26 protein-coding genes are annotated in these 25,254 nt (G+C 57.9%); 13 read left to right on the plus strand and 13 right to left on the minus strand.

The features are described from left to right. Positions 1-366 precede the first annotated feature (366 nt). The 3 genes from paaX to FQK12_RS21465 are packed head-to-tail and all read left to right on the plus strand — an operon-like array spanning position 367 to position 2,317. Positions 367-1,293: a phenylacetic acid degradation operon negative regulatory protein PaaX gene (paaX, locus tag FQK12_RS21455; RefSeq protein ID WP_014229190.1), complete on the plus strand. Its 927-nt coding sequence runs from the start codon at positions 367-369 to the stop codon at positions 1,291-1,293. A gap of 9 nt (positions 1,294-1,302) precedes the next feature. After that, positions 1,303-1,899, plus strand: a complete 597-nt coding sequence (paaY, locus tag FQK12_RS21460; protein WP_014229191.1) for a phenylacetic acid degradation protein PaaY — start codon at positions 1,303-1,305, stop codon at positions 1,897-1,899. 7 nt (positions 1,900-1,906) lie between these two features. Beyond that, positions 1,907-2,317: a GFA family protein gene (locus tag FQK12_RS21465; RefSeq protein WP_086074107.1), complete on the plus strand. Its 411-nt coding sequence runs from the start codon at positions 1,907-1,909 to the stop codon at positions 2,315-2,317. 37 nt (positions 2,318-2,354) lie between these two features. Here the strand turns inward: FQK12_RS21465 and azoR are convergent, their stop codons facing one another. Then, a complete protein-coding gene (gene azoR / locus FQK12_RS21470; RefSeq protein WP_014229193.1) occupies positions 2,355-2,960 on the minus strand; it encodes an FMN-dependent NADH-azoreductase in 606 nt (201 codons plus the stop codon). 204 nt (positions 2,961-3,164) lie between these two features. Between azoR and hrpA the strand changes: the two genes are divergently transcribed. Continuing rightward, positions 3,165-7,067 (plus strand): ATP-dependent RNA helicase HrpA, encoded by a 3,903-nt coding sequence (gene hrpA, locus FQK12_RS21475; protein ID WP_038423180.1) that lies wholly within the window; start codon positions 3,165-3,167, stop codon positions 7,065-7,067. A gap of 48 nt (positions 7,068-7,115) precedes the next feature. On the opposite strand, the gene FQK12_RS21480 is transcribed toward hrpA, so the two are convergent. From FQK12_RS21480 to FQK12_RS21505, 6 genes are all read right to left on the minus strand, one after another. Further along, positions 7,116-7,775: an O-methyltransferase gene (locus FQK12_RS21480; RefSeq protein ID WP_014229195.1), complete on the minus strand. Its 660-nt coding sequence runs from the start codon at positions 7,773-7,775 to the stop codon at positions 7,116-7,118. 15 nt (positions 7,776-7,790) lie between these two features. Further along, a complete protein-coding gene (locus tag FQK12_RS21485; RefSeq protein ID WP_014229196.1) occupies positions 7,791-9,170 on the minus strand; it encodes an efflux transporter outer membrane subunit in 1,380 nt (459 codons plus the stop codon). Further along, positions 9,167-10,252 (minus strand): HlyD family secretion protein, encoded by a 1,086-nt coding sequence (locus tag FQK12_RS21490; protein WP_014229197.1) that lies wholly within the window; start codon positions 10,250-10,252, stop codon positions 9,167-9,169. Before FQK12_RS21490 ends, FQK12_RS21485 begins: the two co-directional genes overlap by 4 nt. 22 nt (positions 10,253-10,274) lie before the next feature. After that, entirely contained in the window at positions 10,275-11,927 is a 1,653-nt protein-coding gene (locus FQK12_RS21495) for an MFS transporter (protein WP_014229198.1), read from the minus strand. Next, positions 11,927-12,358, minus strand: coding sequence for a MarR family winged helix-turn-helix transcriptional regulator (locus tag FQK12_RS21500; RefSeq protein ID WP_014229199.1), 432 nt, complete (start codon positions 12,356-12,358; stop codon positions 11,927-11,929). Before FQK12_RS21500 ends, FQK12_RS21495 begins: the two co-directional genes overlap by 1 nt. 175 nt (positions 12,359-12,533) lie before the next feature. Continuing rightward, complete coding sequence (locus tag FQK12_RS21505; protein WP_014229200.1) at positions 12,534-13,808, minus strand: Glu/Leu/Phe/Val family dehydrogenase; 1,275 nt, start codon at positions 13,806-13,808, stop codon at positions 12,534-12,536. 411 nt (positions 13,809-14,219) lie between these two features. Between FQK12_RS21505 and FQK12_RS21515 the strand changes: the two genes are divergently transcribed. Next, positions 14,220-15,011 carry a YdcF family protein gene (locus tag FQK12_RS21515; protein WP_014229201.1) on the plus strand — a complete coding sequence of 264 codons (792 nt, stop codon included), beginning with the start codon at positions 14,220-14,222 and terminating at the stop codon, positions 15,009-15,011. 271 nt (positions 15,012-15,282) lie between these two features. Next, positions 15,283-16,722: an aldehyde dehydrogenase gene (gene aldA / locus FQK12_RS21520; RefSeq protein ID WP_014229202.1), complete on the plus strand. Its 1,440-nt coding sequence runs from the start codon at positions 15,283-15,285 to the stop codon at positions 16,720-16,722. 169 nt (positions 16,723-16,891) lie between these two features. Here the strand turns inward: aldA and gap are convergent, their stop codons facing one another. Together gap and FQK12_RS21530 are read right to left on the minus strand one after the other, a co-directional pair. Next, the gene (gap, locus tag FQK12_RS21525; RefSeq protein WP_004850532.1) at positions 16,892-17,890 is read right to left on the minus strand and encodes a type I glyceraldehyde-3-phosphate dehydrogenase; all 999 of its coding nucleotides are present in this window, start codon (positions 17,888-17,890) and stop codon (positions 16,892-16,894) included. A gap of 255 nt (positions 17,891-18,145) precedes the next feature. Beyond that, the gene (locus tag FQK12_RS21530; protein WP_014229203.1) at positions 18,146-18,640 is read right to left on the minus strand and encodes a GNAT family N-acetyltransferase; all 495 of its coding nucleotides are present in this window, start codon (positions 18,638-18,640) and stop codon (positions 18,146-18,148) included. 89 nt (positions 18,641-18,729) lie between these two features. On the opposite strand from FQK12_RS21530, the gene FQK12_RS21535 reads away from it, so the two are divergent. Both FQK12_RS21535 and FQK12_RS21540 read left to right on the plus strand, forming a co-directional pair. Next, positions 18,730-19,653: a LysR family transcriptional regulator gene (locus tag FQK12_RS21535; protein ID WP_162097194.1), complete on the plus strand. Its 924-nt coding sequence runs from the start codon at positions 18,730-18,732 to the stop codon at positions 19,651-19,653. A 132-nt stretch (positions 19,654-19,785) separates the two neighbouring features. Continuing rightward, complete coding sequence (locus FQK12_RS21540) at positions 19,786-20,757, plus strand: sensor domain-containing diguanylate cyclase (protein ID WP_014229205.1); 972 nt, start codon at positions 19,786-19,788, stop codon at positions 20,755-20,757. Between the two features lie 65 nt (positions 20,758-20,822). Here FQK12_RS21540 and ydfZ read toward each other — a convergent pair whose 3' ends face one another. Then, complete coding sequence (gene ydfZ, locus FQK12_RS21545; RefSeq protein ID WP_004850536.1) at positions 20,823-21,026, minus strand: putative selenium delivery protein YdfZ; 204 nt, start codon at positions 21,024-21,026, stop codon at positions 20,823-20,825. Between the two features lie 290 nt (positions 21,027-21,316). Here ydfZ and FQK12_RS21550 point away from each other — a divergent pair, with 290 nt between their 5' ends. Next, the gene (locus FQK12_RS21550) at positions 21,317-21,514 is read left to right on the plus strand and encodes a hypothetical protein (protein ID WP_014229206.1); all 198 of its coding nucleotides are present in this window, start codon (positions 21,317-21,319) and stop codon (positions 21,512-21,514) included. A gap of 120 nt (positions 21,515-21,634) precedes the next feature. Here FQK12_RS21550 and FQK12_RS27335 read toward each other — a convergent pair whose 3' ends face one another. Together FQK12_RS27335 and FQK12_RS21555 are read right to left on the minus strand one after the other, a co-directional pair. After that, entirely contained in the window at positions 21,635-21,799 is a 165-nt protein-coding gene (locus tag FQK12_RS27335) for a hypothetical protein (protein ID WP_004850538.1), read from the minus strand. 21 nt (positions 21,800-21,820) lie between these two features. Continuing rightward, entirely contained in the window at positions 21,821-22,063 is a 243-nt protein-coding gene (locus FQK12_RS21555; RefSeq protein ID WP_004101739.1) for a DinI family protein, read from the minus strand. Between the two features lie 224 nt (positions 22,064-22,287). Here FQK12_RS21555 and cybB point away from each other — a divergent pair, with 224 nt between their 5' ends. The 4 genes from cybB to FQK12_RS21575 all read left to right on the plus strand — a co-directional run bounded on the left by cybB (position 22,288) and on the right by FQK12_RS21575 (position 24,903). Then, on the plus strand, positions 22,288-22,815 hold the full coding sequence (gene cybB / locus FQK12_RS21560) for a cytochrome b561 (protein ID WP_014229207.1): 528 nt from the start codon (positions 22,288-22,290) through the stop codon (positions 22,813-22,815). Between the two features lie 93 nt (positions 22,816-22,908). Continuing rightward, a complete protein-coding gene (locus FQK12_RS21565) occupies positions 22,909-23,382 on the plus strand; it encodes a GNAT family N-acetyltransferase (protein ID WP_014229208.1) in 474 nt (157 codons plus the stop codon). A 104-nt stretch (positions 23,383-23,486) separates the two neighbouring features. Then, positions 23,487-23,762, plus strand: a complete 276-nt coding sequence (locus FQK12_RS21570) for a metal/formaldehyde-sensitive transcriptional repressor (RefSeq protein ID WP_004101746.1) — start codon at positions 23,487-23,489, stop codon at positions 23,760-23,762. A 22-nt stretch (positions 23,763-23,784) separates the two neighbouring features. After that, a complete protein-coding gene (locus FQK12_RS21575; RefSeq protein ID WP_014229209.1) occupies positions 23,785-24,903 on the plus strand; it encodes an S-(hydroxymethyl)glutathione dehydrogenase/class III alcohol dehydrogenase in 1,119 nt (372 codons plus the stop codon). A 52-nt stretch (positions 24,904-24,955) separates the two neighbouring features. Here FQK12_RS21575 and FQK12_RS21580 read toward each other — a convergent pair whose 3' ends face one another. Next, a complete protein-coding gene (locus FQK12_RS21580; RefSeq protein ID WP_014229210.1) occupies positions 24,956-25,231 on the minus strand; it encodes a hypothetical protein in 276 nt (91 codons plus the stop codon). Between the last annotated feature and the right edge of the window lie 23 nt (positions 25,232-25,254).

Raw genomic sequence — 25,254 nt, forward strand, 5'->3', positions numbered from 1 at the left:
GGCTACGAATTCACCGTTGTCTGCGGGCGGGTAGCCCGGGTAAGGCGTTTACGCCGCGACCCGGGGAGTGTGCCGGGGCTGATGTATCAGCTCGGCCTCTTCCCGGGTCGCGCTGCGCTTAGCCGGGCTACGAATTCACCGTCGTCTGCGAGCCGGTAGCCCGGGTAAGGCGTTTACGCCGCGACCCGGAGAGTGTGCCGGGGCTGATATATCAGCTCAGCTTCTTCCCGGCTCGCGCTGCGCTTAGCCGGGCTACGTATTCACCGTCGTCTGCGGGGCGGTAGCCCGGACAGGTGCGCAGCACCGCCTCCGGGATTTCCTGTGCTATGATTCAAAAAGGACAAAAATCACAACAGAATGAATCAGATGAGTAAACTCGACACCTTTATTCAACAGGCCGTCGCCGCGATGCCCATTAGCGGGACCTCGCTTATTGCTTCTTTATACGGCGACGCCTTGCTCCAGCGCGGCGGAGAGGTCTGGCTCGGCAGCGTGGCGGCGCTGCTGGAAGGGCTCGGATTCGGCGAACGATTCGTGCGTACCGCGCTGTTCCGCCTGAATAAAGAAGAGTGGCTCGATGTGGTGCGCATTGGCCGCCGCAGCTTCTACCGCCTCAGCGACAAAGGCCTGCGCCTGACCCGCCGGGCGGAGCATAAAATCTATCGCGCCAGCGCCCCGGAGTGGGACGGTACCTGGCTGCTGCTGCTGTCGGAAGGGCTGGAGAAGAGCACTCTGGCGGAAGTCAAAAAACAGCTGCTGTGGCAGGGATTTGGCGCGCTGGCGCCGAGTCTGCTGGCTTCGCCATCGCAGAAGCTGGCGGACGTGCAATCTCTGCTGCACGAAGCGGGCGTAGCGGAGAATGTTATCTGCTTCGAAGCGCATTCCCCGCTGGCGCTCTCCCGGGCGGCGCTGCGCGCTCGCGTTGAAGAGTGTTGGCATCTCACCGAGCAGAACGCGATGTATGACGCGTTTATCTCCCTGTTTCGACCGCTGCTGCCGCTGCTTCGCGACTGCGAGCCCGCGGAGCTGACGCCTGAACGCTGCTTTCAAATTCAGCTCCTGCTGATTCACTTCTATCGCCGGGTGGTGCTGAAAGATCCGCTGCTGCCCGAAGAACTGCTCCCCGCGCACTGGGCCGGACAAACCGCGCGCCAGCTGTGCATCAATATTTATCAACGCGTTGCGCCCGGCGCGCTGGCGTTTGTCGGCGAGAAGGGCGAAAGCTCGGTGGGGGAACTTCCCGCGCCGGGGCCGCTCTATTTCCAGCGCTTCGGCGGGCTGTCGGGCGTATAAGGAGGCACCATGCCCATTTATCAGATTGACGGTATGACGCCGGTTGTACCGGACGAAAGCTATGTTCATCCCACCGCCGTGCTGATTGGCGACGTGATCCTCGGCAAAGGGGTCTACGTCGGCCCTAACGCCAGCCTGCGCGGCGATTTTGGCCGTATCGTGGTGAAAGATGGCGCTAACATCCAGGATAACTGCGTGATGCACGGCTTTCCCGGCCAGGACACGGTGGTGGAAGAAGAGGGACATATCGGCCACGGCGCGATTCTGCACGGCTGCACCATCGGCCGCAACGCGCTGGTGGGGATGAGCGCGGTGATTATTGACGGGGCCAGGATTGGGGAAAACAGCATCGTCGGCGCTTCGGCCTTTGTGAAAGCCAACGCTGAAATGCCCGCCAACCATCTGATTGTCGGCAGTCCGGCAAAAGCCATTCGTACATTAAGTGAACAGGAGCTGGCCTGGAAGAAGCAGGGGACGCGGGAGTATCAGGTGCTGGTGGAGCGCTGCAAACAGACGCTGCATCAGGTGGAACCGCTCAAAGAAGCAGAGCCGGACAGAAAGCGGCTGATCTTTGACGAGAATTTGCGGCCGAAATCATCATCCTGAGGGGAAAATCATGGCAGAGAAATTATCCGCTCAGTGCCACTGCGGCGCGGTGGCGTTTACCGTTGAGCTTAGCGATGGCTTCAACACCGTTCGCCGCTGTAACTGTTCATATTGCCGGATGCGTGGGGCGGTTGCGGTCTCCGCGCCGCTTTCAGGAATAGAGGTGGTGCGCGGACGGGATAAGCTCACGGAGTATCGTTTTAATACCGGTCAAGCCGTGCACTTTTTCTGCTCGGTATGCGGGATTTACACTTTTCATCAGCGGCGTTCAAACCCGCAGCAGTACGGCGTGAATGTGGCCTGCATTGACGGCGTGTCGCCCTTCGATTTTCCCTGCGTGGAGGTCAACGACGGCGTGAATCATCCGAAAGATGGCGGCGGTGGCGTGGTGGGGTATTTGCGCTACGAGAAAAAGTGAAACTCTCCTCCCGCCGGGAAGCGGGAGGAGTCAACTCTTATGCGGCTACAACGCTGTCGATAGCGGCTTTCGCATCAGACTGCGCTTTCGCTGCGACTTCCGGGCCGTAGGCGATGCCTTCAGCAAACACGAAGTTCACATCGGTAATGCCGATAAAGCCGAGGAAGGTGGAGAGGTAAGGGGTCACCAGATCGGTCGGGGTATCTTTATGGATACCCCCGCGGCTGGTGACGACAACCGCACGTTTACCTTTCACCAGACCTTCCGGCCCTTTCTCGGTGTAGCGGAAGGTCACGCCAGCGCGCGCCACCAGGTCGAAGTAGTTTTTCAGCTGGGTCGGGATGTTGAAGTTGTACATCGGCGCCGCGATAACAATCACATCGTTCGCCTGCAGTTCAGCGATCAGTTCGTCAGAAAGCGCCAGCGCTTCCTGCTGACGCGGCGTCAGCGGCGCGTCGCTCGGACGCAGAGCGCCAACCAGCTCGCCGTCCAGTACCGGAATTGGGTTTGCAGCCAGGTCGCGCACGGTGATAACGTCTTCCGCGTGCTTTTCACGCCATTGTTCAACAAAATAGTCGGACAGCTGACCAGATTGCGAGTACCCTGCCAGAATACTGGATTTCAGAACTAATACTTTGCTCATGGGTGTTTCCTTTTTTAATGTGATTGACGGGCCGATGCCCTGGTGCTTGTTGACACTCTATTCACAATCATGCCACAGAGAAAGCGCAATAAATCGAACTCTGTATTCAGTTTTTTTGAACAAGGCACGAAATGCGCGGATGTGGTACTCTAACGCAATACTTCAAAAGAGATTTTTCCCGGCAGTGCGCTGCCCGATAACGCTATGACAGAACAACAAAAAATAACCTTCTCATCGCTCTTTGAACGGCTTGATGGCCTGATGCTGCGCGATAAGTCGCGCTTCTCCCGTCGCCTGCACGGCGTGAAGAAGGTTAAAAATCCTGATGCCCAACAGGCCATTCTTCAGGAGATGGCGCAAGAAATTGAACAGGCGGCAGGGAGAGTCCTGCTGCGCGAAGCCGCGCGGCCGGCGATCGCTTATCCGGAAAACCTGCCGGTTAGCCAGAAAAAACAGGAGATTCTCGAAGCCGTTCGCGATCACCAGGTGGTGATTGTGGCGGGGGAAACCGGGTCGGGGAAAACCACCCAGCTGCCAAAAATTTGTATGGAGCTGGGGCGCGGCGTTAAAGGCTTAATTGGCCATACGCAGCCGCGTCGCCTGGCCGCGCGTACCGTCGCCAACCGCATCGCCGAAGAGCTGCAAACGGAGCCGGGCGGCTGCATCGGCTATAAAGTTCGCTTTAGCGACCACGTCAGCGATAACACCATGGTTAAGCTGATGACCGACGGTATTCTGCTGGCGGAAATCCAGCAGGACCGGCTGCTGATGCAGTATGACACCATCATCATCGATGAAGCGCACGAACGCAGCCTCAATATCGACTTCCTGCTGGGTTATTTGCGGGAACTGCTGCCCCGTCGCCCGGATCTGAAAATTATTATCACCTCGGCGACCATCGATCCGGAACGCTTCTCGCGCCACTTTAACAACGCGCCGATTATCGAAGTGTCCGGGCGCACCTACCCGGTAGAAGTGCGCTATCGACCCATCGTTGAAGACGCCGACGACACCGAGCGCGATCAGCTGCAGGCGATTTTCGACGCCGTTGATGAGCTCGGGCGTGAAAGCCCCGGCGATATCCTCATTTTTATGAGCGGCGAGCGCGAAATTCGCGATACCGCCGATGCGCTCAATAAGCTGAATCTGCGCCATACCGAAGTACTGCCGCTGTATGCGCGACTGTCCAACAGCGAACAGAATCGCGTGTTCCAGGCCCACAGCGGGCGGCGGATCGTGCTGGCCACCAACGTCGCGGAAACTTCGCTGACCGTGCCGGGCATCAAGTACGTTATCGATCCAGGCACCGCGCGTATCAGCCGCTACAGCTTCCGGACTAAAGTACAGCGCCTGCCGATTGAGCCGGTTTCCCAGGCGTCGGCTAACCAGCGTAAGGGCCGCTGCGGCCGCGTCTCCGAAGGGATCTGTATTCGTCTTTATTCTGAAGACGACTTCCTGTCGCGTCCGGAGTTTACCGACCCGGAGATTCTGCGCACCAACCTGGCGTCGGTTATTCTGCAAATGACCGCGCTCGGGCTCGGCGATATTGCCGCGTTCCCGTTCGTTGAAGCGCCGGACAAACGCAATATTCAGGACGGCGTGCGCCTGCTGGAAGAGCTGGGAGCGATTACTACTGACGAACAGCAGACCGCCTATAAGCTGACGCCGATGGGCCGCCAGCTGAGCCAGCTACCGGTGGACCCGCGTCTGGCGCGCATGGTACTGGAAGCGCAAAAACACGGCTGCGTGCGCGAGGCGATGATTATCACCTCGGCGCTCTCTATTCAGGATCCGCGCGAGCGGCCAATGGACAAGCAGCAGGCGTCCGACGAGAAACACCGCCGCTTCCACGACAAAGAGTCCGACTTTCTGGCGTTCGTCAACCTGTGGAACTACCTGGGCGAGCAGCAAAAAGCGCTCTCCTCGAACCAGTTCCGCCGCCAGTGTCGGGTTGATTTTCTCAACTACCTGCGCGTGCGCGAGTGGCAGGATATCTACACCCAGCTGCGTCAGGTGGTCAAAGAGCTCGGCCTGCCGGTCAATAGCGAGCCGGCGGAGTATCGCGAAATTCATACCGCGCTGCTGACCGGTCTGCTGTCGCACATCGGTATGAAAGACGCCGACAAGCAGGAGTTTACCGGCGCGCGCAACGCCCGCTTCTCCATCTTCCCCGGATCGGGGCTGTTTAAAAAGCCGCCGAAATGGACGATGGTCGCCGAACTGGTGGAAACCAGCCGCCTGTGGGGGCGCATCGCCGCGCGCATTGAGCCGGAGTGGGTCGAGCCGGTGGCGCAGCATCTGATCAAACGCTCGTACAGCGAACCCCACTGGGAGCGCGGGCAGGGCGCGGTGATGGCGACGGAGAAGGTGACCGTTTACGGCCTGCCGATTGTCGCTGCCCGCAAGGTCAACTACAGCCAGATTGACCCGGCGCTGTGCCGCGAACTGTTTATCCGCCACGCGCTGGTGGAGGGCGACTGGCAGACTCGCCACGCTTTCTTCCGCGAAAACCTGAAGCTGCGCAACGAAATTGAAGAGCTGGAGCATAAATCACGCCGTCGCGACATTCTCGTCGATGACGAAACGCTGTTTGAGTTCTACGACCAGCGCATCAGCCATGACGTCATCTCCGCGCGCCACTTTGATAAATGGTGGAAGCAGGCCAGCCGCGAGACGCCGGATCTGCTCAACTTTGAAAAGAGCATGCTGATTAAGGAAGGCGCGGAGCAGGTCAGCAAGCTCGACTATCCGAACTTCTGGCATCAGGGCAACCTCAAGCTGCGTCTGACCTATCAGTTCGAGCCGGGCGCCGACGCCGACGGCGTGACGGTGCATATTCCGCTGCCGCTGCTCAACCAGGTGGAAGAGGCCGGGTTTGAGTGGCAGATCCCCGGTCTGCGCCGGGAGCTGATTATCGCCCTGATTAAATCGCTGCCGAAGCCGGTGCGCCGCAATTTTGTCCCGGCGCCAAACTACGCGGACGCGTTTCTCGGCCGCGCGACGCCGCTGGAGCTGCCGCTGCTGGATTCCCTTGAGCGCGAACTGCGGCGGATGACCGGCGTGACTATTGACCGCGAGGCCTGGCAGTGGGATCAGGTGCCCGATCACCTGAAAATCACTTTCCGGGTGGTGGACGACAAAAATAAGAAGCTACAGGAAGGGCGCTCGCTGCAGGATCTGAAAGATGCCCTGAAAGGCAAGGTACAGGAGACGCTGTCCGCAGTCGCCGATGACGGTATAGAGCAGAGCGGGCTGCATATCTGGAGCTTTGGCCGCCTGCCGGAGAGCTACGAGCAGAAGCGCGGCAACTATAAAGTTAAGGCCTGGCCGGCGCTGGTGGACGAACGCGACAGCGTGGCCATCAAGCTGTTTGATAATCCGCTGGAGCAGCAGCAGGAGATGTGGCGCGGCCTGCGCCGCCTGCTGCTGTTGAATATCCCATCGCCGATTAAATATCTGCATGAGAAGCTGCCGAATAAAGCCAAGCTGGGGCTCTATTTCAACCCCTACGGTAAAGTGCTGGATCTGATCGATGACTGCATCGCCTGCGGCGTGGATAAGCTGATTGACGAAGCGGGCGGCCCGGTATGGAGCGAAGAGGGCTTTGCCGCGCTGCATGAAAAGGTGCGCGCCGAGCTGAACGAGACGGTAGTGGACATTGCCAAACAGGTCGAACAGATCCTGACCGCGGTCTTTAACGTCAACAAACGCCTGAAAGGGCGCGTGGATATGACCATGGCGCTGGGGCTGTCGGATATCAAATCGCAGATGAGCGGGCTGGTGTATCGCGGTTTCGTCACCGGTAACGGCTTCCGCCGCCTTGGAGACACGCTGCGCTATCTGCAGGCGATTGAAAAACGGCTGGAGAAAATGGCCATCGATCCGCACCGCGACCGCGCGCAGATGCTTAAAGTGGAGAGCATCCAGCAGGCGTGGCAGCAGTGGCTGAATAAGCTGCCGCCTCAGCGCCGTCAGGATGACGACGTGCAGGAGATCCGCTGGATGATTGAAGAGCTGCGCGTCAGCCTGTTCGCCCAGCAGCTCGGCACGCCGTATCCGATTTCCGACAAGCGGGTACTGCAGGCAATGGAGCAGATTACGGCCTAGGCCGCCGCTTTCCCCGGTGGCGCAGGCTGCCGGGGAAGGTGGATAGCGTCAGGCGTTCACCCACGCGAGGGTGAACCCATCCCAGCCTTTGCTGCCCACGGTTTGCAGGGCCGTGACCGTCAGTCGCGGGTCGCTGCCCATCATGTCGATAAACGCTCTGACACCCTGCACCCGCTCATCCGCGCTATCCGGATTCGTCACTTCGCCATCGCGCACCACGTTATCGCCCACAATCACTGTCCCCGGACGGGAATAGCGTAACGCCCAGCGCAGATAGTGGGGATTATTGGGCTTATCCGCATCGATAAAAATGAGATCGAACGGCGGGCGCTCTCCCAGCGTTTCGAGGCTGGCCAGCGCCGGACCTTCCAGCACCGCAACGCGATCGTCCACGCCCGCCAGGCGCAGGTTCTCGCGGGCGACGGCGGCATGGTGCGCGTCGGCCTCCAGGGTAAGTAATTCGCCATCGGCGGGCAATTCTCTGGCCATCCAGATGGTGCTGTAGCCGCCGAGCGTGCCAATCTCGAGGATGCGTCTGGCGCCCGTCATGCGCACCAGCAGGGCCAGAAACTGCCCCTGATTAGCGGCAACGTCGATAGCCGGAAGCCCGGCGCGCTGGTTATTCTCCAGAACCTGGCTGAGTAGCGGATCGGTGGGGATTAACGCTGTCACGAGATAATTATCTACTGCCGACCACTGTTGTTGCATGTCAGATTTCCCGTATTACATCCCTGATGAATCAGACCAGCCGCCTCCCAGCGACCGGTACAAATCAACTTGCGCCAGCAGCAGGTTGTTTTTCACCTGTACCACGCTGAGCTGGGTGGAAAACAGCGTGCGCTGGGCGTCCAGCACGTCCAGATAGGAGGAGTAGCCGTTGCGATAGCGGTTTTGCGCGATGCGCAGCGTCTCCTGGGCCACCTTCTCCTGCGCCTGCAGCTCCGCCAGCTGCTCGCCGTAGCGGCCGATGGCATCGAGACTGTCATTCACCTCTTTAAACGCGCCGCGTACCGTTTTCTCATAGCTAAACAGCGCCTGATTGCGCTGGGCCATCGAAACGTCCACCTGGGCATTCAGCGCCTGGCGGTTGAGCAGCGGCGCCAGAATGCTGCCGCCGAGGCTCCATAAGCGTAGCGGATTATCCAGCAGGTCGGGCAGGGTGCGATCCTGCAGGCTGCCGGTGGCGGTAAGGTTAATGGACGGCAGCAGCTGCGCCTGCGATGACGCCAGGGTAGCGTCGGCGGCCACCAGCTGACGCTGGGCCTGAACGATATCCGGTCGGCGGTTGAGCAGGGTTGACGGCAGCTGGGAAGGTAGCGATAGCGGCGACAGCTGCGCGAACGCGTTGCGCTTAACGGCGTCCGGATTGGCGCCGAGCAGAAGGCTGAGCGCATTTTCCTGCTGGGCGATTTGGTGGCGCAGCGGCGGAATTTGCGCGCGCGTGGAGCGCAGTTCGGAGTCCGCCTGCATCAGCTCCAGGCGTGAGGTATAGCCCGTCTCAAACTGGCGCTTCGCCAGGTTGAAGGCATCTTCGCGCGATTTTAACGTTTGCTGCGTCACCCGCAGCTGTTCATCCAGCGAGAGCAGGGTGATATAGCCGGCCGCCACCGAAGAGGCGACGGTCAGATTCGCCGCTGCGGCAGCCGCCTTTTGCGCCTCCAGGCTGGCTTGCGCCGCGCTGGCGGCGCTGCGGTTTGCGCCCCAGAGATCAACATCGTAGCTGGCGGTTAGCGCGCCTTTATACACCGTACTGTGGACAGGCAGGCCGGTAGCGGCCGACTGGGACCGCGCGCGGGTGCCGGTCAATCCGGCGTCAAGGGAGGGAAACAGGCTGCTATCGGCGGCGTAAGCCCGCGCCTGGTACTCGTTGACCCGTTCGCGGGCTATCAGCACGTCGCTGTTGTAGCGCAGCGCCTGGTCAACGTAGAGATTGAGCGTACTGTCGTGGAAGTTGCGCCACCACACCCCCTCAACCGGGCTGGAGGGGCCGACATCCGCCCGCCAGGCGGCGGGGATCTGCAGCCCGGGCGCGGCCCGTTGAACGTCGGCGGACTGGCAGCCGGCCAGCGCAAGCATAACGGCGAGAGCGAGCGGACGGATCATTGCTGCTCCTCCGCGCGGGTATCGATGGTGACCTGCACCGACATGCCCGGCCGCAGGCGCTGGCCGTTTTTCTGCCCCTCATCAACGGCGATGCGTACCGGAATGCGCTGGGCGATTTTGACAAAGTTACCGGTGGCGTTATCCGGCGAAATAGCGCTGAACTCCACGCCGGTCGCCGGGGAGATGCTCTGCACCGTACCGGTGAATTTCTCGCTGTTCAGCGCATCCACGGTAAAGGTCACCGGCTGTCCGACGCGCACCTGGGCCAGCTGGGTCTCTTTCAGGTTAGCGATCAGCCAGTGCTGCGGCGGCACCAGCGAGGTCAAATGCGTCCCGGCGGTCACGTATGCGCCAAGGCGAACGGAGATTTGCCCAAGCTGACCGTCCGTCGGCGCGATAATACGGGTGTTTTGCAGGTCTATCTGCGCCAGCTCCAGCGCGGCTTTCGCATTGGCGACGTCGGCGAGCAGCGAGTCACGATTAACGATGGTTGATTGCAAATCCTGGCGCGACATTTCCAGCGTTGCTTTGGCCTGCTCGATATCCGCGGTGCCCTGCGCCGCGCTGGCGCGGGCGGAATCGCGTTCGCGAATCGATAGCGAGCCGTCGGCGGTCAGCTCCTGAACGCGTTTTAAATCCGCCTGGGTTTTCAGATTCTGCGCGCGGGCGTTTTGCAGCGCCGCTTCGTTACGGGTGATGACCGCTTCGGCGCTTTTACGCTGCTGCTGATTGTTCTTCAGCGCCGCCTCTTTCATCGCCAGCTGAGCTTCCGCCTGATGGACGCGCTGCTTATAGATGCGGTCGTCGATTTGAAACAGCACGTCGCCGGCTTTTACCTGATTAAAATCCTGGACCTTAACCTCGGTGATATAACCGTTGACCTGCGGGCTGATAAACGTGGTTTGCCCGCGAACGTAGGCGTTATCGGTAAACTGGCTTTCTCGGGTAAACGGCGGCAGCTGCCAGGCGTAGAGAATAACCAGTACGCCAACGATGCCAATGGCGGCGGCGGTAAAAATAGAGACGATGCGAATATTATTTCGGGTATTGGCCTGCTGTTTGGCCGCATCCTGCTGACTCATAATAACTCCAGAGTGAAAATTTTTATTTGCTTCCCGTCGCGCGCTTCAGCGCGATACGAGCGGTAATACGTAATCTTATTAAGCGCCAGAAAACCCATACCAGCGTGGCGGCTGAAATCGCCGCCGTCAGCAGATAGGTATCATTGTAAGCGAGAATATTGGCCTGCAGGGTGGCGGCGTTTTGCAGCAGCGTGGTGGCCTGAACGTTGAGCAACGTGCTGTCGCCAATCTGGCTTTGATACATCTGACTGTACTGCTGCAAACGCTCGGTAATCAGCGGATTGAGCGTGGTGAGCTGGTCGGCGAGCTGGCTGGAGTGAAACTTCTCCCGCCAGGTCTGAAAGGTGCCGAGAATAGCGGAACCCAGCAGGCCGCCGATATTCTGGCTCATGCCGAACAGCACCGAGAAGCTCACCAGGTTGCGCTGGTCGGCAATGACGCCGCCAATCCCCGCCAGCATCGCCGGGGCGAGGAAAAAGGCGCTGCCGAAGCCCAGCAGAAACTGGCTGAACATCAGCTGCTCCGGTCGCGTGAGGATCGTCGACTGGCTGTCGAGCAGCGAGGCAACCATAATCAACGCCAGCGCCGTGGCGGTGGGCCAGTAGAGGCGCTGCGGGTTGAGCGTCAGGCAGCTGGCGACGATGCCGCAGACGATCCCGGCGAAAATCGACCATGCCAGGTTGGTCATCTGTTCATTCTGCAAACCCACGTACTGCAGCCAGCCGATAACGCCGGTATTCTGCTCCGCCAGCACGATGCGGATCAGCAGCATAATCAGCCCGAGGCGCAGAATACTGCCGCTGGAGAGCCATTTGATATTGAGCAGCGGGTTGCTGCGGTTATGCTCAAAGGCAATCGCGGAGACAATCAGCACCACCGCGCCCGCCAGCGCCCAGCCGATCCACGGCGCTTCAAACCACCAGTCCAGCCGTCCCAGCGACAGCACCGCGGTGACCAGCGCCATCCCCGGCGCCAGCAGGAAGAAGGTGATGAAGTCTTTCTTCTCAAACACCTTTTTACGATCGCTTGGCGGCAGCTTGAGGGCAATCACGCAGGCCAGCGACACCAGCGCCAGCCCCAGCTCAAAGAAGTACAGCCCGCGCCACTCGTCGATTTGCAGCAGCTCGGTTGAGAACAGGCGCGCCAGCGGGATCGCCAGGGATGAACCGGTGATGCCGATGGTCAGCGCTTTGAGCCGATGGCGGGCGGGCCAGGCCTGTACCTGATAATAAATCCCCAGCGAGCTTAGCGCTGCGGCTACCATGCCGTGGGCGGCGCGCACCATCAGCGCTGAACTGAGGTCGTTAACGAACAGGTGGAAAAAGGTCACCAGCACGTAGAGAACGAGAAAACCCTCGGTAAAAGCGCGCAGGCCGAACTGCTGGCGAAACTTCACCAGCAGCAGGTTGATGGAGACGTTGGTCATCACGTAGACCGCCGGGAGCCAGGCAATCTCGGTTGACCAGGCGGCAAAAGTACCCTGCAACAGCTGCAGATTGGCGGTTACCACCGCGTTGCCGAGCGCGCCCGTCAGGCAGACCAGCAGCCCGACGATCCCGTAGGCAATACGTTTTGGCGTACTGTGAATGGGGGTCGACGGCGAGCCGAGGATCGCCGGTTTTTCGTGCGGGGCCCAGTCGTGAGGAACATAGGGATTAGCGTGACGACGCGGCATTATTTTTTCTCAACCTCGCGCAGCAGCTTCTCCAGTACCCGCTGCGTCTGCCGCTGCTCTTCGGGGGTAATGGCGGTAAGGATCTCCTCCCGCAAATCATCGGCCACCGTTTTCACCTGCTGATACACCTCAAGGCCTTTGGCGGTAGCGATCAGCAGTCGTTTACGCTTGTCGCGTTCGGTTTTCACCCGCTCGACCAGACCGAGATCGACCAGCCGGTTGAGCAGCGGTACGAGGGTTGCGCTTTCGACGCCGAGCTCCTGGGCCAGCTCGCTTTGCGATAGCGGCTTTTCGTTACGCGCGATGGCGGAAACGGCGACCCAGCTGGCCTGGCTCATGCCGAGGTCCTTGAGCCGACGGTTGACCGCCAGGCGCCAGTGGTGGGCGGTCAGATATAAAAGATGGGAAAAGTTAAGCTGTCGGTTATCCATAGGTCAGTCTGCAATATCGTTAGAGCTCTAATGATTTTTGCCTGACCAGAACGAGAATTCAAGCCTGATTGATAAAAACAGGTTAACGGTATGTGCGTTTATTGTGGAAGATGCTTTGGGAGGGGGGAAGAGAGTTCTGATCTCAGCCCGGCATTAACCGGGCTGAGAAGGGGGATTATCCCGGATAAATACCGCGATCTTTACGCGCCATCAGAATCCGCTCACAGGCCACGATATAGGCGGCGGTACGTAAAGAGCACGCTTTTTCCACCGCTTTTTCGTAAACGTGAACGATCGCATCGGTCATGATACGGTCCATTTTGGCGTTGATCTCTTCTTCGCTCCAGAAGAAGCTGGCCATATCCTGCACCCATTCGAAGTAGCTCACGGTGACGCCGCCGGCATTACAAATAACGTCCGGCACCACCACGATGCCGCGCTCGGCCAGCACGTCGTCCGCTTCCGGATAGGTCGGGCCGTTAGCGCCTTCAAGCACCAGTTTGCAGCTGAGGGTTTCCGCGCGCTCGCGCGTAATCTGACCTTCCAGCGCCGCCGGGATCAGAATATCCATCGGCGTCGTCCAGAACGCTTCTTTGTCAATTTCGCGGGCGCCCGGGAAGCCGGCAATTTGCTTGTTCTCCGCCTGCCATGCGGTCAGCGCGGCCATATCAATGCCGCCCTCGTTATACAGCGTGGCGGTGTGGTCCTGAATCACCACAATACGCGCGCCGACGCCCGCGAACAGGCGGGCCGCTTCGCTGCCCACGTTACCAAAACCCTGCAGCGCGACTTTGGCACCCTCGATTTCGATACCGCTGCGGCGAGCCACTTCGCGACCGGTGACGAATACGCCGCGGCCGGTGGCTTTTTCACGGCCCAGCGAACCGCCGAGGTGAATAGGCTTGCCGGTGACCACGCCGGTGATGGTGGTGCCGTGGTTCATGGAGTAAGTATCCATCATCCAGGCCATCACTTTACCGTTGGTACCAACGTCCGGCGCCGGAATATCTTTTTGCGGCCCGATGATAATGCCGATCTCGCTGGTATAACGACGGGTCAAACGTTCCAGTTCACCCTCTGATAGTGAGAACGGGTCGACGCGGATACCGCCCTTGGCGCCGCCGTAGGGAATATTGACTGCCGCACACTTGATGGTCATCCAGGCTGAAAGCGCCATCACTTCATTCAAATCGACATCCGGATGGTAGCGCACGCCGCCTTTACCCGGTCCACGCGAGAGGTTGTGCTGGACGCGGTAGCCTTCGAAGTGGCGGATAGTGCCATCATCCATTTGTACCGGAATATCAACGATCAGCGCGCGTTTCGGATGGCGCAGGGTTTCGATCCAGTAGGCGAGATCGCCGAGATAGGGCGCAACGCGATCGATTTGACGCAGGTAGGTGGTCCATGGAGATGTACTACTTTCAGAAGCGTAAGATAACTTTTCCATAAGAGTCCTGTTTCGCAGTGATAATTATTTTGTTAACCGTGGAAAGGTACAGCTATAAACTCTGTAACGAGAATGTTATCACCAATTTAATGGGACGGTATTTGGCAAAAATGCAGAATATGCTGTCGTTGCGGCTGGGGTTCGGCTTTTTATGAATAAAAAAACGGAAAACAAGGCCATCAATGGATGAATATGCACCTTTGTGCATTAAAGCCGTAGTTGTGACCCTTTATCTCTATTTATCAGAATCTTGACCCTCTTCAAAAAGTGAATAAAACGCTATGTATATGTGTTGACTTTGTTGCTTAACAGGCGTGGGTGTTCTGTTCGCACTTTATTACCCTAAAGTATGCTGTACCGTCTAAGATGGTGGCCGGTAATGTCAGGCTAAGAACGCTAAAAGGAGAGAACATGTCAGAGCATTTTCCATCGCTGCCGGAGGCGGTACTGGCCGCGGCGAACCAGCTGGGGGCCTGGCTGGCGCAGGATGATTTACCGCAGGATCCGCAAATAGAGCTGGTGGTGCTGGCAGGCAATGCGGTGATCCCGACCATTGATTTCGCCTGCCGGCTGGCGGCGCATCACGCCGTTCCTCTGCTGATCAGCGGCGGTATCGGCCACTCCACCTCGTTTTTATACCAGTCGGTGCTGAATGACCCGCGCTATCGCACCATTCCGGTAGACGATCGCGCCGAGGCGCATATTCTGGCCGACATTGCCCATCAGTTCTGGGCGATTCCGCGCCAACGAATCGTGGTGGAAGACCGCTCCACCAACTGCGGCGAGAACGCGCGTTTTACCCGGCAGATGCTGGAGCACAACGGCATTGCGCACCGTACGGGGGTGGTGGTTCAGGATCCGACCATGCAGCGGCGAACGATGGCGACATTTGCCCGCGTCTGGCAAGACGACCCGCGTGCGCCGACGTGGTACAGCGCGCCGGGCTGTTCACCGGTGTTGTGTAACGGGCGTGACGGCGTCACGTTCAGCGGGAAAGAGGCGGGTCTGTGGCCGGTGGGGCGCTATCTGGCGCTGATCCTCGGTGAACTGCCGCGGCTGGCGGATAACCCGCAGGGCTACGGCCCCCAGGGTAAGGGATTTATCGCTCATGTGGATATTCCGCCGTACATCGCTCAGGCGTGGCAGACGCTGCGCGACGACCGCCTGCTCTCCGATGCGCTAAGCGCGCGTCAGCTGGCTTAGAAGATGGCGCGGCATGCCATGATAGCCAGCCCGCGTTTCCCCTTCGAACGCAGGACCTATTAGCCGGTAACTCTCATCTTGCCCGTTTGCGTTAGCGATATCGCAAACGGGCATCATCTGTTATTGAATTGTGATTCTTTACGCCCCGGGTTGCTCTGTTTTTATGAAATATCTCACAAAAACAAGCGCTCATGCTGTCCCTTTGCCTGATGGACGATAATTTTTAACATCTAGTTCACCTGTTAAAAACAATAATCCTGAGGAGCAGACCATGACAGCACCCGTTCAACACCCTATGTATATTGACGGCCAGTTTGAACCCGGCCGCGGTGATGCATGGATTGATGTGATCAATCCGGCGACGGAAGCGCTGCTTTCGCGTATTCCCGACGGCAGCGCGGAAGATGCCCGGCGCGCGATTCTGGCCGCTGAGCGCGCGCAGCCGGGCTGGGAAGCCCTGCCGGCGATTGAGCGAGCGGGGTGGCTGCGCAAAATCGCTGCCGGTATCCGCGAGCGGGCCGAGGAGATCGCCGCGCTGATCGTCGCCGAGGGCGGAAAAATACAGCAGCTGGCCGCGGTGGAGGTCTCCTTTACCGCCGATTATCTGGATTATATGGCCGAATGGGCGCGCCGTTATGAAGGTGAAATTGTACAGAGCGACCGGCCGGGGGAAAATATTCTGGTATTCAAGCGCGCGCTGGGCGTGACCACCGGCATTCTGCCGTGGAATTTTCCGTTCTTCCTGATTGCCCGCAAGCTGGCGCCGGCGCTCATTACCGGTAATACCATCGTGATTAAACCGAGTGAATTTACGCCGAATAACGCCATCGCTTTTGCGCAAATCGTCCATGATATCGGCCTGCCGAAAGGGGTCTTTAACCTGGTGCTGGGGCGCGGCGAAACCGTGGGCCAGGAGCTGGCGAGCAATCCGAAAGTGGCGATGGTCAGCATGACCGGCAGCGTCGCCGCGGGCGAGAAGATTATGGCCGCGGCGGCGAAAAACATCACCAAAGTGTGTCTGGAGCTGGGCGGTAAAGCGCCCGCTATCGTGATGGACGATGCGGATCTTGAGCTGGCGGTTAAGGCAGTGGTGGATTCTCGCGTCATTAATAGCGGGCAGGTGTGTAACTGCGTTGAGCGCGTCTATGTGCAAAAGGGCATTTACGATCGCTTCGTTAACCGTCTGGGTGAAGCGCTGAAGGCGGTGCAGTTTGGCGATCCGGCGTCTCGCGACGATATCGCAATGGGACCGTTGATTAACGCCGCCGCGCTGGAGCGCGTGGAGCAGAAGGTGGCGAAAGCGGTGGCCCAGGGCGCGCGCGTTGTCCTGGGTGGGAAAGCGGTGACGGGTAAGGGCTATTTCTATCCGCCGACGCTGCTGCTGGACGTGCGCCAGGAGATGGATATCGTGCATGAAGAGACGTTCGGCCCGGTGCTGCCGGTGGTGGCGTTTGATACCCTTGAAGAAGCGCTGGCGATGGCCAACGACTGCGATTACGGGCTGACGTCGTCAATCTATACCCGCGATTTGAACGTCGCGATGAAGGCGATCAAAGGGTTGAAGTTTGGTGAAACCTATATTAACCGCGAGAATTTCGAAGCGATGCAGGGTTTCCATGCCGGATGGCGTAAATCGGGCATCGGCGGCGCCGACGGGCGTCATGGTCTGAATGAGTATCTGCAAACCCAGGTGGTCTATCTGCAGGCCTGAGTCAGCAGAGAACCGGTGGGCTTCCCGGAGGCGATGCTGCGCATCTGTCCGGGCTAACCCAGCCCGCAGACCGCCTCCCGGGTCGCGGCTGACGCCTTACCCGGGCTACCCAAACGCATGCCGCACGTACCTGTAGCCCGGGCAAGGCGCGTTGCGCCGCCCCCGGGATTTATTTGGCGAACTTATCCAGCACGCGGATAAGCTGGGTAACGAAGCCATACTCGTTATCGTACCAGGAGACGGTTTTCACCAGCTGGAGATCGCCAACCTCGGCAATCTCCAGCTGCGTGGCGTCATAAATGGAACCGAAATGGCTGCCAATCACGTCCGACGAGACGATCTCCTCTTCGGTGTAACCGAATGATTCGTTGTTCGTCGCCGCGTTTTTCATCGCCTGATTGACTTCTTCAGCGGAGACCTTTTTCTCCAGCACCGACACCAGCTCAGTCACCGACCCGGTTTTCGTCGGTACGCGCTGGGCGTGGCCCTTCAGCTTGCCGCTAAGCGCTGGAATAACCAGCCCGATGGCTTTCGCCGCCCCGGTTGTATGCGGAATGATATTTTCCGCCGCCGCGCGGGAAGCGCGTAGATCTTTGCCGCGGGGGCCGTCAACCAGCGATTGCGTACCGGTATAGGCGTGAATCGTGGTCATGGTCCCCACCTTAATACCAAAGGCGTCATTCAGCACTTTCGCCATCGGCGCCAGGCAGTTGGTGGTGCAGGAGGCCACGGAAATAATCGTATCGTTTGCCTCCAGCGTGTCGTCGTTAACGTTATAGACAATGGTTTTCATATCGCCAGCGGGCGCGGAGATAAGCACTTTTTTAGCGCCGGCGGTCAGATGAGCTTGCGCTTTTTCCGCGGAGGTATAAAAACCCGTACACTCGACGATCAGCTCGGCACCGACCGCTTTCCACGGAATATGCTGAGCCTCTTTTTCGGCATAAACGGTAATTTTTTTGCCGTCAACGATAAGCGCATCTTCAGTAAAATCGACGCTCCACGGGAAAGGTCCGTAGTTAGAATCATGCTTAAGCAGGTAGGCCAGTACCTTAGGGGAGGTGAGGTCGTTGATGGCGACGACCTCTAAAGGACTATTAACCTCCAGTAATCGGCGCAGTACTAAACGTCCAATACGCCCAAATCCATTAATCCCGAGTTTACTCATGAAGAATCTCCAGGTCAGTTGAACTGTCAGGTGAAAACTTCTCCAGGCTTAGTTCAGCTGGCGGGATAGGGCAACCAACGATTTTTCCGGCGCCGTTAAATGCTGATAAAAACGCGTACGGAAAAGTGAATAAATTCGGCGGGTTGTGGGCGGGGCGTTAAGGGTTAATAATTTTTTGTTTCAGCTTTATACGCCGCGGGTATATTGGCAAGGGGTTGAAAAGGTGGGCCCGGGAAGGGCCCGCCGGGTGGCCGATTATTCGGCGTTCCCGCCCCGTTCAGCAAAAGCGGCAAGCGCGGCGCCGTCAAGGCGATAGCGAACCCACTCACTTTGCGCAACGGCGCCAATGCTCAGATAAAAATCAATGGCCGGCTGGTTCCAGTCGAGCACGCTCCACTCCAGGCGACCGCACTCTCTTTTTACCGCCAGCTGAGCGATGGTTCGCAATAGCGCTTTTCCAGCGCCGCGGCCGCGAAATTCGGGAGTGACGTACAGATCTTCCATATAGATGCCGTTGCGACCGAGCCAGGTGGAATAGCTGGTGAAGAACACCGCGTACCCGGCAACCTTATTGTCAATCTCGCAGATTAGCGCTTCCGTTTTGCTGTCGCTGGCGAAAAGCGATGCCTGGATTTCATCTACCGTGGTGACCACCTGCTCCGGCGCTTTTTCATAAACCGCAAGCTCGTAAATCATGTCATAAATTGCTTTTACGTCCGCCGGGCGGGCCTGACGAATGGTCATATTCATTGGAGTACCTGTTGTGCCATCGTGAGTTTGATACCGCCAAGCATAAACGTTAAGGTTAGAAGAATTAAGTGCAATGAAATCACCCAATGATGAATATTATGCATCCTGCGCTTCGCCGTCTTGATTTGAATCTGCTGCCGGTATTTGAGGCGGTCTACCGCTATCGTTCGGTCCGCCTGGCGGCGGAAGAGCTGGCGATGAGCACATCGGCGTTAAGCCACGCGCTATCCAGACTGCGCGCCGCGCTCAATGACCCGCTTTTCTATCGCGAAGGTCATCGTATGTGCCCCAGCGTATACGCCACCCAGCTCGCGCCTTCCATCGCTTCGGCGCTCAAGTTTTTAGATCAGGAGCTTACTCCGCAGCCGAAGTTTGTGGCCTCGGCCAGTACCGACTGCCTACAGATAGCGATCACGGACTTCACCGCGCAGTGCGTTTTCCCGACGCTGATGCCCAGGCTACAGCAGCAGGCGCCAGGCCTGCGTTTCGAACTGCGCTATCTGCCGCACAGCCCGGCGCTGACGGAACTGCTGGCCGGCGAGGTGGATTTAGCGCTGGGATTTAGCGCGCTGGATGAAGCAGAGCATCCGGAGCTGGATGAGATTTGCTGGCTGAAAGATGATTATGTTGCGATAAGCAGCGCCAGGCGATCCCGGCTCACGCTGGCGGACTACCTGGCAGCACGGCATCTGGTAGTCACCCCGTGGAATGAAAGCCAGGGCGTTCTCGACGTGCAGCTTGCGAAAATGGGCTTCTCGCGGCATATCACCATCAAAACCCCCTCTATGCTGAGCGCGCCAGCTATTATTGCGCAAAGTGAACTGCTTATGGCGATACCGCGCTCTGCCGCGGCAAAAATGACTGACGCGGCGACGCTGAAGGTCTTTGAATTACCGTTTGAGGTTCCGCCGTTTGAAGTGAAAATCTATTCCCACAAGCGGAGCGGGCAGCGCGGCGCGAGCCAGTGGCTGAAAGAGAGGCTGAGGGAGTGGGCCGCGACGGAACGAACCTGATGTCTCGTTTGACGAGTCAGCGATATATGCTTAACTCATGAGACAACAAATGTGAATCGTCTGTTAACAGCCTGATGTGCGCTTCAGTGGTAAGCGCAGCGTCATCTATCCTGATAACGTAAGAGAGAAAAATTGAAATTAGCCGGACTCCATCCCGATGAACTGCGTCGCCTGCAATCGCTGCGGGCATCCGGATTACTTAATAGCGGAAAAGAAGAGCGTTTCGATCGCCTGACCCGGCTTGCGCGTACGCTCTACGATCTGCCGGTGGCGTCGGTTAGCCTCGTGGGAGAAAATACCCTGCATGTTAAATCCTGCGCCGGACTTGAAGTCGATACCCTGCCGAGGGATATCACGTTCTGCGCGCATACTATCCTGCAGACCGACCCTTTAATCGTTAATGACCTGCAGCAGGATCTGCGCTTTCACGATAACCCGCTGGTCACGGAAGCGCCTTTTATCCGCTTTTATGCCGGATACCCGGTACAGCTGCCTGACGGCGCGACGGTCGGCGCGTTCTGCCTGATGGACCACAAGCCGCGCGCCTTTTCCGTGCATGAGATACAAATATTAAGCGACCTGGCCGCCATCGTTGAAGATGAATTCAAGGTGCTCGACGCGGCGACCGCCGATGAGCTGACGGGGCTGTTCAACCGCCGGGGTTTTATGTCGTTAGCGGAGTACGCGCTGCTGACGGCCAGGCGGCGCAATGAACCGGCGAGCCTCGTATTTATCGATCTCGATCGCTTTAAGCTGATTAACGATACCTGGGGTCATGAACAGGGGGATAAAGCCCTGACGGCGATGGCTGATTTGATGAAAGCCACCTTCCGGGAGTCGGATATCATTGCCAGGCAGGGCGGAGATGAGTTTATTATCCTGCTTGCTAATACTGCCCAGCAGGCGGCGGGCATCGCGATGGCGCAGCTAAGCAATAACGTTGCTGAGTATAATCAACAGGCGGGCAATCCGTGGCAGCTGGCCTTTTCCTGGGGCTGCGTTGAATACGACCCTGCAACGCATCATAGCCTCAATGAGATCGTTGCGGTGGCGGACCGGCGCATGTATCAGGCGAAGACCAGCCATGGCGCCGAGCGCCGGTAGGGAACCGCCCGGCGTCGCCAGCCGATATTCGGCGTCTGGCTGATGCCGCGGCGGCTTGCGCTTCCTTAGTGGAGACCAAGGCGGATCAGTTCAACGGGCTCGAACTTACCTTCCGTCCCTTCCACTTCGACTGTCTTATTACGGCGCAGCTGGGCTGGCGTTAAGCCCGTCGCGTGGATAGCGATAATTTTACCGGTTTTACCCGTCCCGTTAATCATCACCTGGCTGCCGTTTGTAATAGGATTGCGGTTACGATCGTAAGTGATCATGCTGATTTCTCCTTTTAATCATCGGGTGGTAACAATCGCTTCTCGCGCCGGGCTGCCCCGGCGCGGACGTAATACCAATACGCCTCTCGGCCCGTCATTTTGTTGTTTTTGATCAACTTCACACTTTTTAGCGTCCCTCAACGGGCTAACGAGCCGGAGACAGGCTTTGCCTGACCCGGAATCCGTACTGCTTTTGAAGACGATTCCGCGGGTATCAACCCCCGTGGAGGCCCGGGTTGCAGTCGCTGATGCGGCTGCTAAACTTTTTTCGGGCATAACGGAGCGGAACGATGAAGAACAAAGAAGAGCAAACGGGGCTGATTGGTCTTGCCATTGGCGCGGCGGTTATTGGCCTGGTCTCTGGCCAGAAGCCAATCAACCGGGAAAGCATTGTTGAAGAACTGGTGAGGCTGGGCAGACAGAAGGGGGATGGCGTCGAGGACGAGATTTTTATGCAGGCGGCAACGCTGGTGCGCAAGGGGGTATGATCCCGCCGGTAGAAGAAGCCCGGGTAGGCGAAAACCCGGGATTAAACGGGGAGGAAGGTCATCATAAGATACGCTATCACAATGCATATCAGCGCCATGTACCAGACAAAACTCATTCTGTTACCCGCCCTGTAGCGCCATGCCGGTCACCGCGTTAACCACGGTCGCGGCCATCAAAACGCCGCCGACGATAGCGCAGGCACGGTTTTTCCGGGTCGCCCCCAACGTCAACATCACCACCGCTGCGGCAAAGAGGGGGATGGCTATTATGCTGAAAGTGTTCATCGTTTCCTCAACACTCGTCCGTTAATCTTCCTGCATCCACATATCGGCTTCTTCGAACATCTCCTGCACGGCGCGGCTGATCTGCTCCTTCTCGTGCTTGCTGGCGTCAGTATTGATGGAAGCCAGGGTCATCATCGGCTTAACGCGGACGTCGGCATCGGGAAAAATGCGATGCACTCGCTTCGTCAGTTCATTAAGAATGATCTCTTTAGCGCCGGCCAATCCCTCGAAATTTCTTTTGTCATAAATCAGCTCTACGAACATTTTTTATCCCGTTGATGATAATAGCAGGGAGTATTGTACTGTGATTATATACAGCGTCAAGGCCGAGGTATACGTTCCCCGTATTCCTGCGCCGGGGATAACTCGCCGCTTTTGCATTAAATGCGTGAAACCGACAATTGTTTTTTATAAGTACGTAAAAGTTAATGAATTTTTAATAAAAGGTGTTTATGTCGGCGATATCACCGTTTTATTAAGGGTTTCTCATGCGCGATAAATATTCTGGCCTGCAAATTGGCATCCACTGGCTGGTGTTTCTTTTAGTGATAGGCGCTTACGCGGCGATGGAGCTGCGGGGCTTTTTTCCCCGCAGCGCGCGACCCGTCATCAATATGATTCACGTCTCCTGCGGGATTTCTATTTTTGTTCTGATGGTGGTGCGCCTGTTGGTGCGTCTCAAATCCCCGGCGCCGCCAATTGTGCCTAAGCCGTCGCCGATGATGACCGGCTTCGCGCATCTGGGGCATCTGGTTATCTATCTGCTGTTTATCGCGCTGCCGGCCATCGGCATGGTCATGATGTACTACCGCGGTAACCCGTGGTTCGCGTTTGGCCTGACCATGCCGCACGCGGTGGAAAGCAACTTTGAGCTGGTGGATACCCTGAAAGCGTGGCACGAGCTGCTGGCCAATACCGGCTACTTTATCATTGGCCTGCACGCGCTGGCGGCGCTGTTGCACCACTACTTGTGGAAAGATAACACGCTGCTGAGGATGATGCCGCGCAGGCGCTAAACCTCGATAAACCCGCTTCGGCGGGTTTTTTTGTCTCTCTTTACTTTAATTGTGATAAAAATGTTATCAACAATAAAAAAGAAGGGGAAGGGTATGAAAGTCAGACATGCCATCGCAGAAGAGGCTCCGGCCCTTTGGGAGGTTCGTAATCAGGCGATTCGCCACGGTTGCCGGGAAAGTTATGCTGCGGAAGTCCTGCAGGCCTGGACACCCGACAACATGCCTGAAGGTTACCGCCATGCGGTGCGCGATAATCCGTTTTTTGTTGTTGATGATGGGCTGGGCAAGCCAGTTGCCAGCGGCTATCTGGATATCAAAGCGGGTAGCGTTGAAGCCATATTTACTTTGCCGACGTGGGAGGGTAAAGGCTGCGCCAGCATGATTATGGCGGCCATCATCGGAGAGGCGAAACAACGCAAGTTCAGGCACATTACCCTCGATGCAACGCCAAACGCGGCCGGTTTTTATCTGCGCCTGGGATTCACTTCAATCGGCGAAAAGCGCTGGCATTCGAAAATGGCGAACGCCGACTTACGCTGTGAATCGATGATCCTTAGCCTCGACTAAGCGCAAATTCTCGCCGCTATGCTACGGTTAAAGCGGCGAAGCCATTTGCCTCATGGCAACAATAAATATAGTATACCCCCCTATATGATATGGAGGGCGTCACCATGCCACATTCACCTGAAGATAAAAAGCGTGCCCTCAGTCGGGTAAGGCGCATCCGTGGCCAGGTTGAAGCGCTCGAGCGGGCGCTGGAATCCGGCGAACCCTGTATGACCATTCTGCAACAAATCGCCTCAATTCGCGGCGCCGCCAACGGCCTGATGGGAGAGATGGTTGAAATTCATCTGCAGGATGAACTGGTCAGCGGCGAAACGACGCCAGACCAGCGCGCCGCCAGAATGGCGGAAGTCGGGCATCTGCTACGGTCCTATTTAAAATAAAATCACCACGAGGAAGAGAGATATGAAATCACGTGCAGCCGTCGCGTTTGGCCCAGGCCAGCCGCTTTCAATCGTTGAGATTGACGTCGCGCCGCCGAAAAAAGGCGAAGTGCTGGTCAAAATCACCCATACCGGCGTATGCCACACCGATGCCTTTACCCTCTCAGGCGACGATCCGGAAGGCGTTTTCCCGGCGGTACTGGGCCATGAAGGCGGCGGGATTGTCGTCGAAGTGGGGGAAGGCGTGACCAGCCTGCAGCCGGGCGACCACGTTATTCCTCTGTATACCGCCGAATGCCGCGAGTGTAAGTTCTGTAAATCCGGCAAAACTAACCTCTGCCAGGCGGTGCGCGCCACTCAGGGTAAAGGCCTGATGCCGGACGGCACCACCCGTTTCTCCTACAACGGTGAACCGATTTATCACTATATGGGGACCAGCACCTTCAGCGAATACACCGTAGTGGCCGAAATTTCGCTGGCAAAAGTGAACCCGCAGGCGCCGCTGGATAAAGTCTGCCTGCTGGGCTGCGGCGTCACTACCGGTATCGGCGCGGTGCACAATACGGCGAAAGTAAAAGAGGGCGATACCGTCGCCGTCTTCGGCCTCGGCGGGATCGGCCTGGCGGTGATCCAGGGCGCGGTACAGGCGAAAGCCGGGCGCATTCTGGCGGTGGATACCAACCCGGAAAAATTCACTCTCGCGAAAGAGATGGGCGCGACCGACTTTATCAACCCGAATGATTACGATAAGCCGGTTCAGGATGTGATTGTTGAACTCACCGACGGCGGCGTCGACTTTAGCTTCGAGTGTATCGGTAACGTCAACGTGATGCGCGCGGCGCTGGAGTGCTGCCACAAAGGCTGGGGCGAAAGCGTCATCATCGGCGTTGCCGGCGCGGGCCAGGAGATTAAAACCCGCCCATTCCAGCTGGTCACCGGGCGCGTCTGGCGCGGCTCCGCGTTCGGCGGCGTGAAAGGGCGTACCCAGCTGCCGGGAATGGTTGAAGAGGCGATGGCGGGGAAAATTCGCCTCGATCCGTTTATTACCCACCGTATGCCGCTGGATCAAATCAACGAAGCGTTTGATCTGATGCATGAAGGTAAATCCATTCGTACCGTCATTCATTTCGGCGAGAATTGATTTTCCTGGTGAAAAATAACCCGGGCATGCCCGGGTTATCATTTAAGAGGGATTACTCCCGCCGCAGGTTTTCATAACCATTCTGCCATCGCCGCTGTTCTCGCCGCTCCCGTTCACGCTGAATATCCGATTTCTCATCTTCCCACACCGCGCAGTGCGGCCCGCTGAACACCTCGCAGGGCTGTGGGTTGGCGGTGAGCGGAGACGCCGCTTTCTCTTCCCAAATCGTCGGATCGCGCAGGTCCACTTCCGGGGCTTTTAACGCCTGAGCCGAGGCGGCGGCTAACATAAAGGTGCCTGCGAGCAGGCGGCAGGGTGAACTTTTCATCCATTATCCTTGTTCAGTTGTTA

Source organism: Klebsiella sp. ME-303 (assembly GCF_007910085.1).
Taxonomy (GTDB): Bacteria; Pseudomonadota; Gammaproteobacteria; order Enterobacterales; family Enterobacteriaceae; genus Klebsiella; species Klebsiella michiganensis.

What these genes read in the sequence shown, in the direction of transcription:
- paaX (WP_014229190.1), top strand. Translation starts at nt 367, where the DNA reads ATGAGTAAACTCGACACCTTTATTCAACAGGCCGTCGCCGCGATGCCC.
- paaY (WP_014229191.1), top strand. Translation starts at nt 1,303, where the DNA reads ATGCCCATTTATCAGATTGACGGTATGACGCCGGTTGTACCGGACGAA.
- azoR (WP_014229193.1), bottom strand. Translation starts at nt 2,960, where the DNA reads ATGAGCAAAGTATTAGTTCTGAAATCCAGTATTCTGGCAGGGTACTCG.
- hrpA (WP_038423180.1), top strand. Translation starts at nt 3,165, where the DNA reads ATGACAGAACAACAAAAAATAACCTTCTCATCGCTCTTTGAACGGCTT.
- FQK12_RS21480 (WP_014229195.1), bottom strand. Translation starts at nt 7,775, where the DNA reads ATGCAACAACAGTGGTCGGCAGTAGATAATTATCTCGTGACAGCGTTA.
- FQK12_RS21485 (WP_014229196.1), bottom strand. Translation starts at nt 9,170, where the DNA reads ATGATCCGTCCGCTCGCTCTCGCCGTTATGCTTGCGCTGGCCGGCTGC.
- FQK12_RS21490 (WP_014229197.1), bottom strand. Translation starts at nt 10,252, where the DNA reads ATGAGTCAGCAGGATGCGGCCAAACAGCAGGCCAATACCCGAAATAAT.
- FQK12_RS21495 (WP_014229198.1), bottom strand. Translation starts at nt 11,927, where the DNA reads ATGCCGCGTCGTCACGCTAATCCCTATGTTCCTCACGACTGGGCCCCG.
- FQK12_RS21500 (WP_014229199.1), bottom strand. Translation starts at nt 12,358, where the DNA reads ATGGATAACCGACAGCTTAACTTTTCCCATCTTTTATATCTGACCGCC.
- FQK12_RS21505 (WP_014229200.1), bottom strand. Translation starts at nt 13,808, where the DNA reads ATGGAAAAGTTATCTTACGCTTCTGAAAGTAGTACATCTCCATGGACC.
- FQK12_RS21515 (WP_014229201.1), top strand. Translation starts at nt 14,220, where the DNA reads ATGTCAGAGCATTTTCCATCGCTGCCGGAGGCGGTACTGGCCGCGGCG.
- aldA (WP_014229202.1), top strand. Translation starts at nt 15,283, where the DNA reads ATGACAGCACCCGTTCAACACCCTATGTATATTGACGGCCAGTTTGAA.
- gap (WP_004850532.1), bottom strand. Translation starts at nt 17,890, where the DNA reads ATGAGTAAACTCGGGATTAATGGATTTGGGCGTATTGGACGTTTAGTA.
- FQK12_RS21530 (WP_014229203.1), bottom strand. Translation starts at nt 18,640, where the DNA reads ATGAATATGACCATTCGTCAGGCCCGCCCGGCGGACGTAAAAGCAATT.
- FQK12_RS21535 (WP_162097194.1), top strand. Translation starts at nt 18,730, where the DNA reads ATGAATATTATGCATCCTGCGCTTCGCCGTCTTGATTTGAATCTGCTG.
- ydfZ (WP_004850536.1), bottom strand. Translation starts at nt 21,026, where the DNA reads ATGATCACTTACGATCGTAACCGCAATCCTATTACAAACGGCAGCCAG.
- FQK12_RS21550 (WP_014229206.1), top strand. Translation starts at nt 21,317, where the DNA reads ATGAAGAACAAAGAAGAGCAAACGGGGCTGATTGGTCTTGCCATTGGC.
- FQK12_RS27335 (WP_004850538.1), bottom strand. Translation starts at nt 21,799, where the DNA reads ATGAACACTTTCAGCATAATAGCCATCCCCCTCTTTGCCGCAGCGGTG.
- FQK12_RS21555 (WP_004101739.1), bottom strand. Translation starts at nt 22,063, where the DNA reads ATGTTCGTAGAGCTGATTTATGACAAAAGAAATTTCGAGGGATTGGCC.
- cybB (WP_014229207.1), top strand. Translation starts at nt 22,288, where the DNA reads ATGCGCGATAAATATTCTGGCCTGCAAATTGGCATCCACTGGCTGGTG.
- FQK12_RS21565 (WP_014229208.1), top strand. Translation starts at nt 22,909, where the DNA reads ATGAAAGTCAGACATGCCATCGCAGAAGAGGCTCCGGCCCTTTGGGAG.
- FQK12_RS21570 (WP_004101746.1), top strand. Translation starts at nt 23,487, where the DNA reads ATGCCACATTCACCTGAAGATAAAAAGCGTGCCCTCAGTCGGGTAAGG.
- FQK12_RS21575 (WP_014229209.1), top strand. Translation starts at nt 23,785, where the DNA reads ATGAAATCACGTGCAGCCGTCGCGTTTGGCCCAGGCCAGCCGCTTTCA.
- FQK12_RS21580 (WP_014229210.1), bottom strand. Translation starts at nt 25,231, where the DNA reads ATGAAAAGTTCACCCTGCCGCCTGCTCGCAGGCACCTTTATGTTAGCC.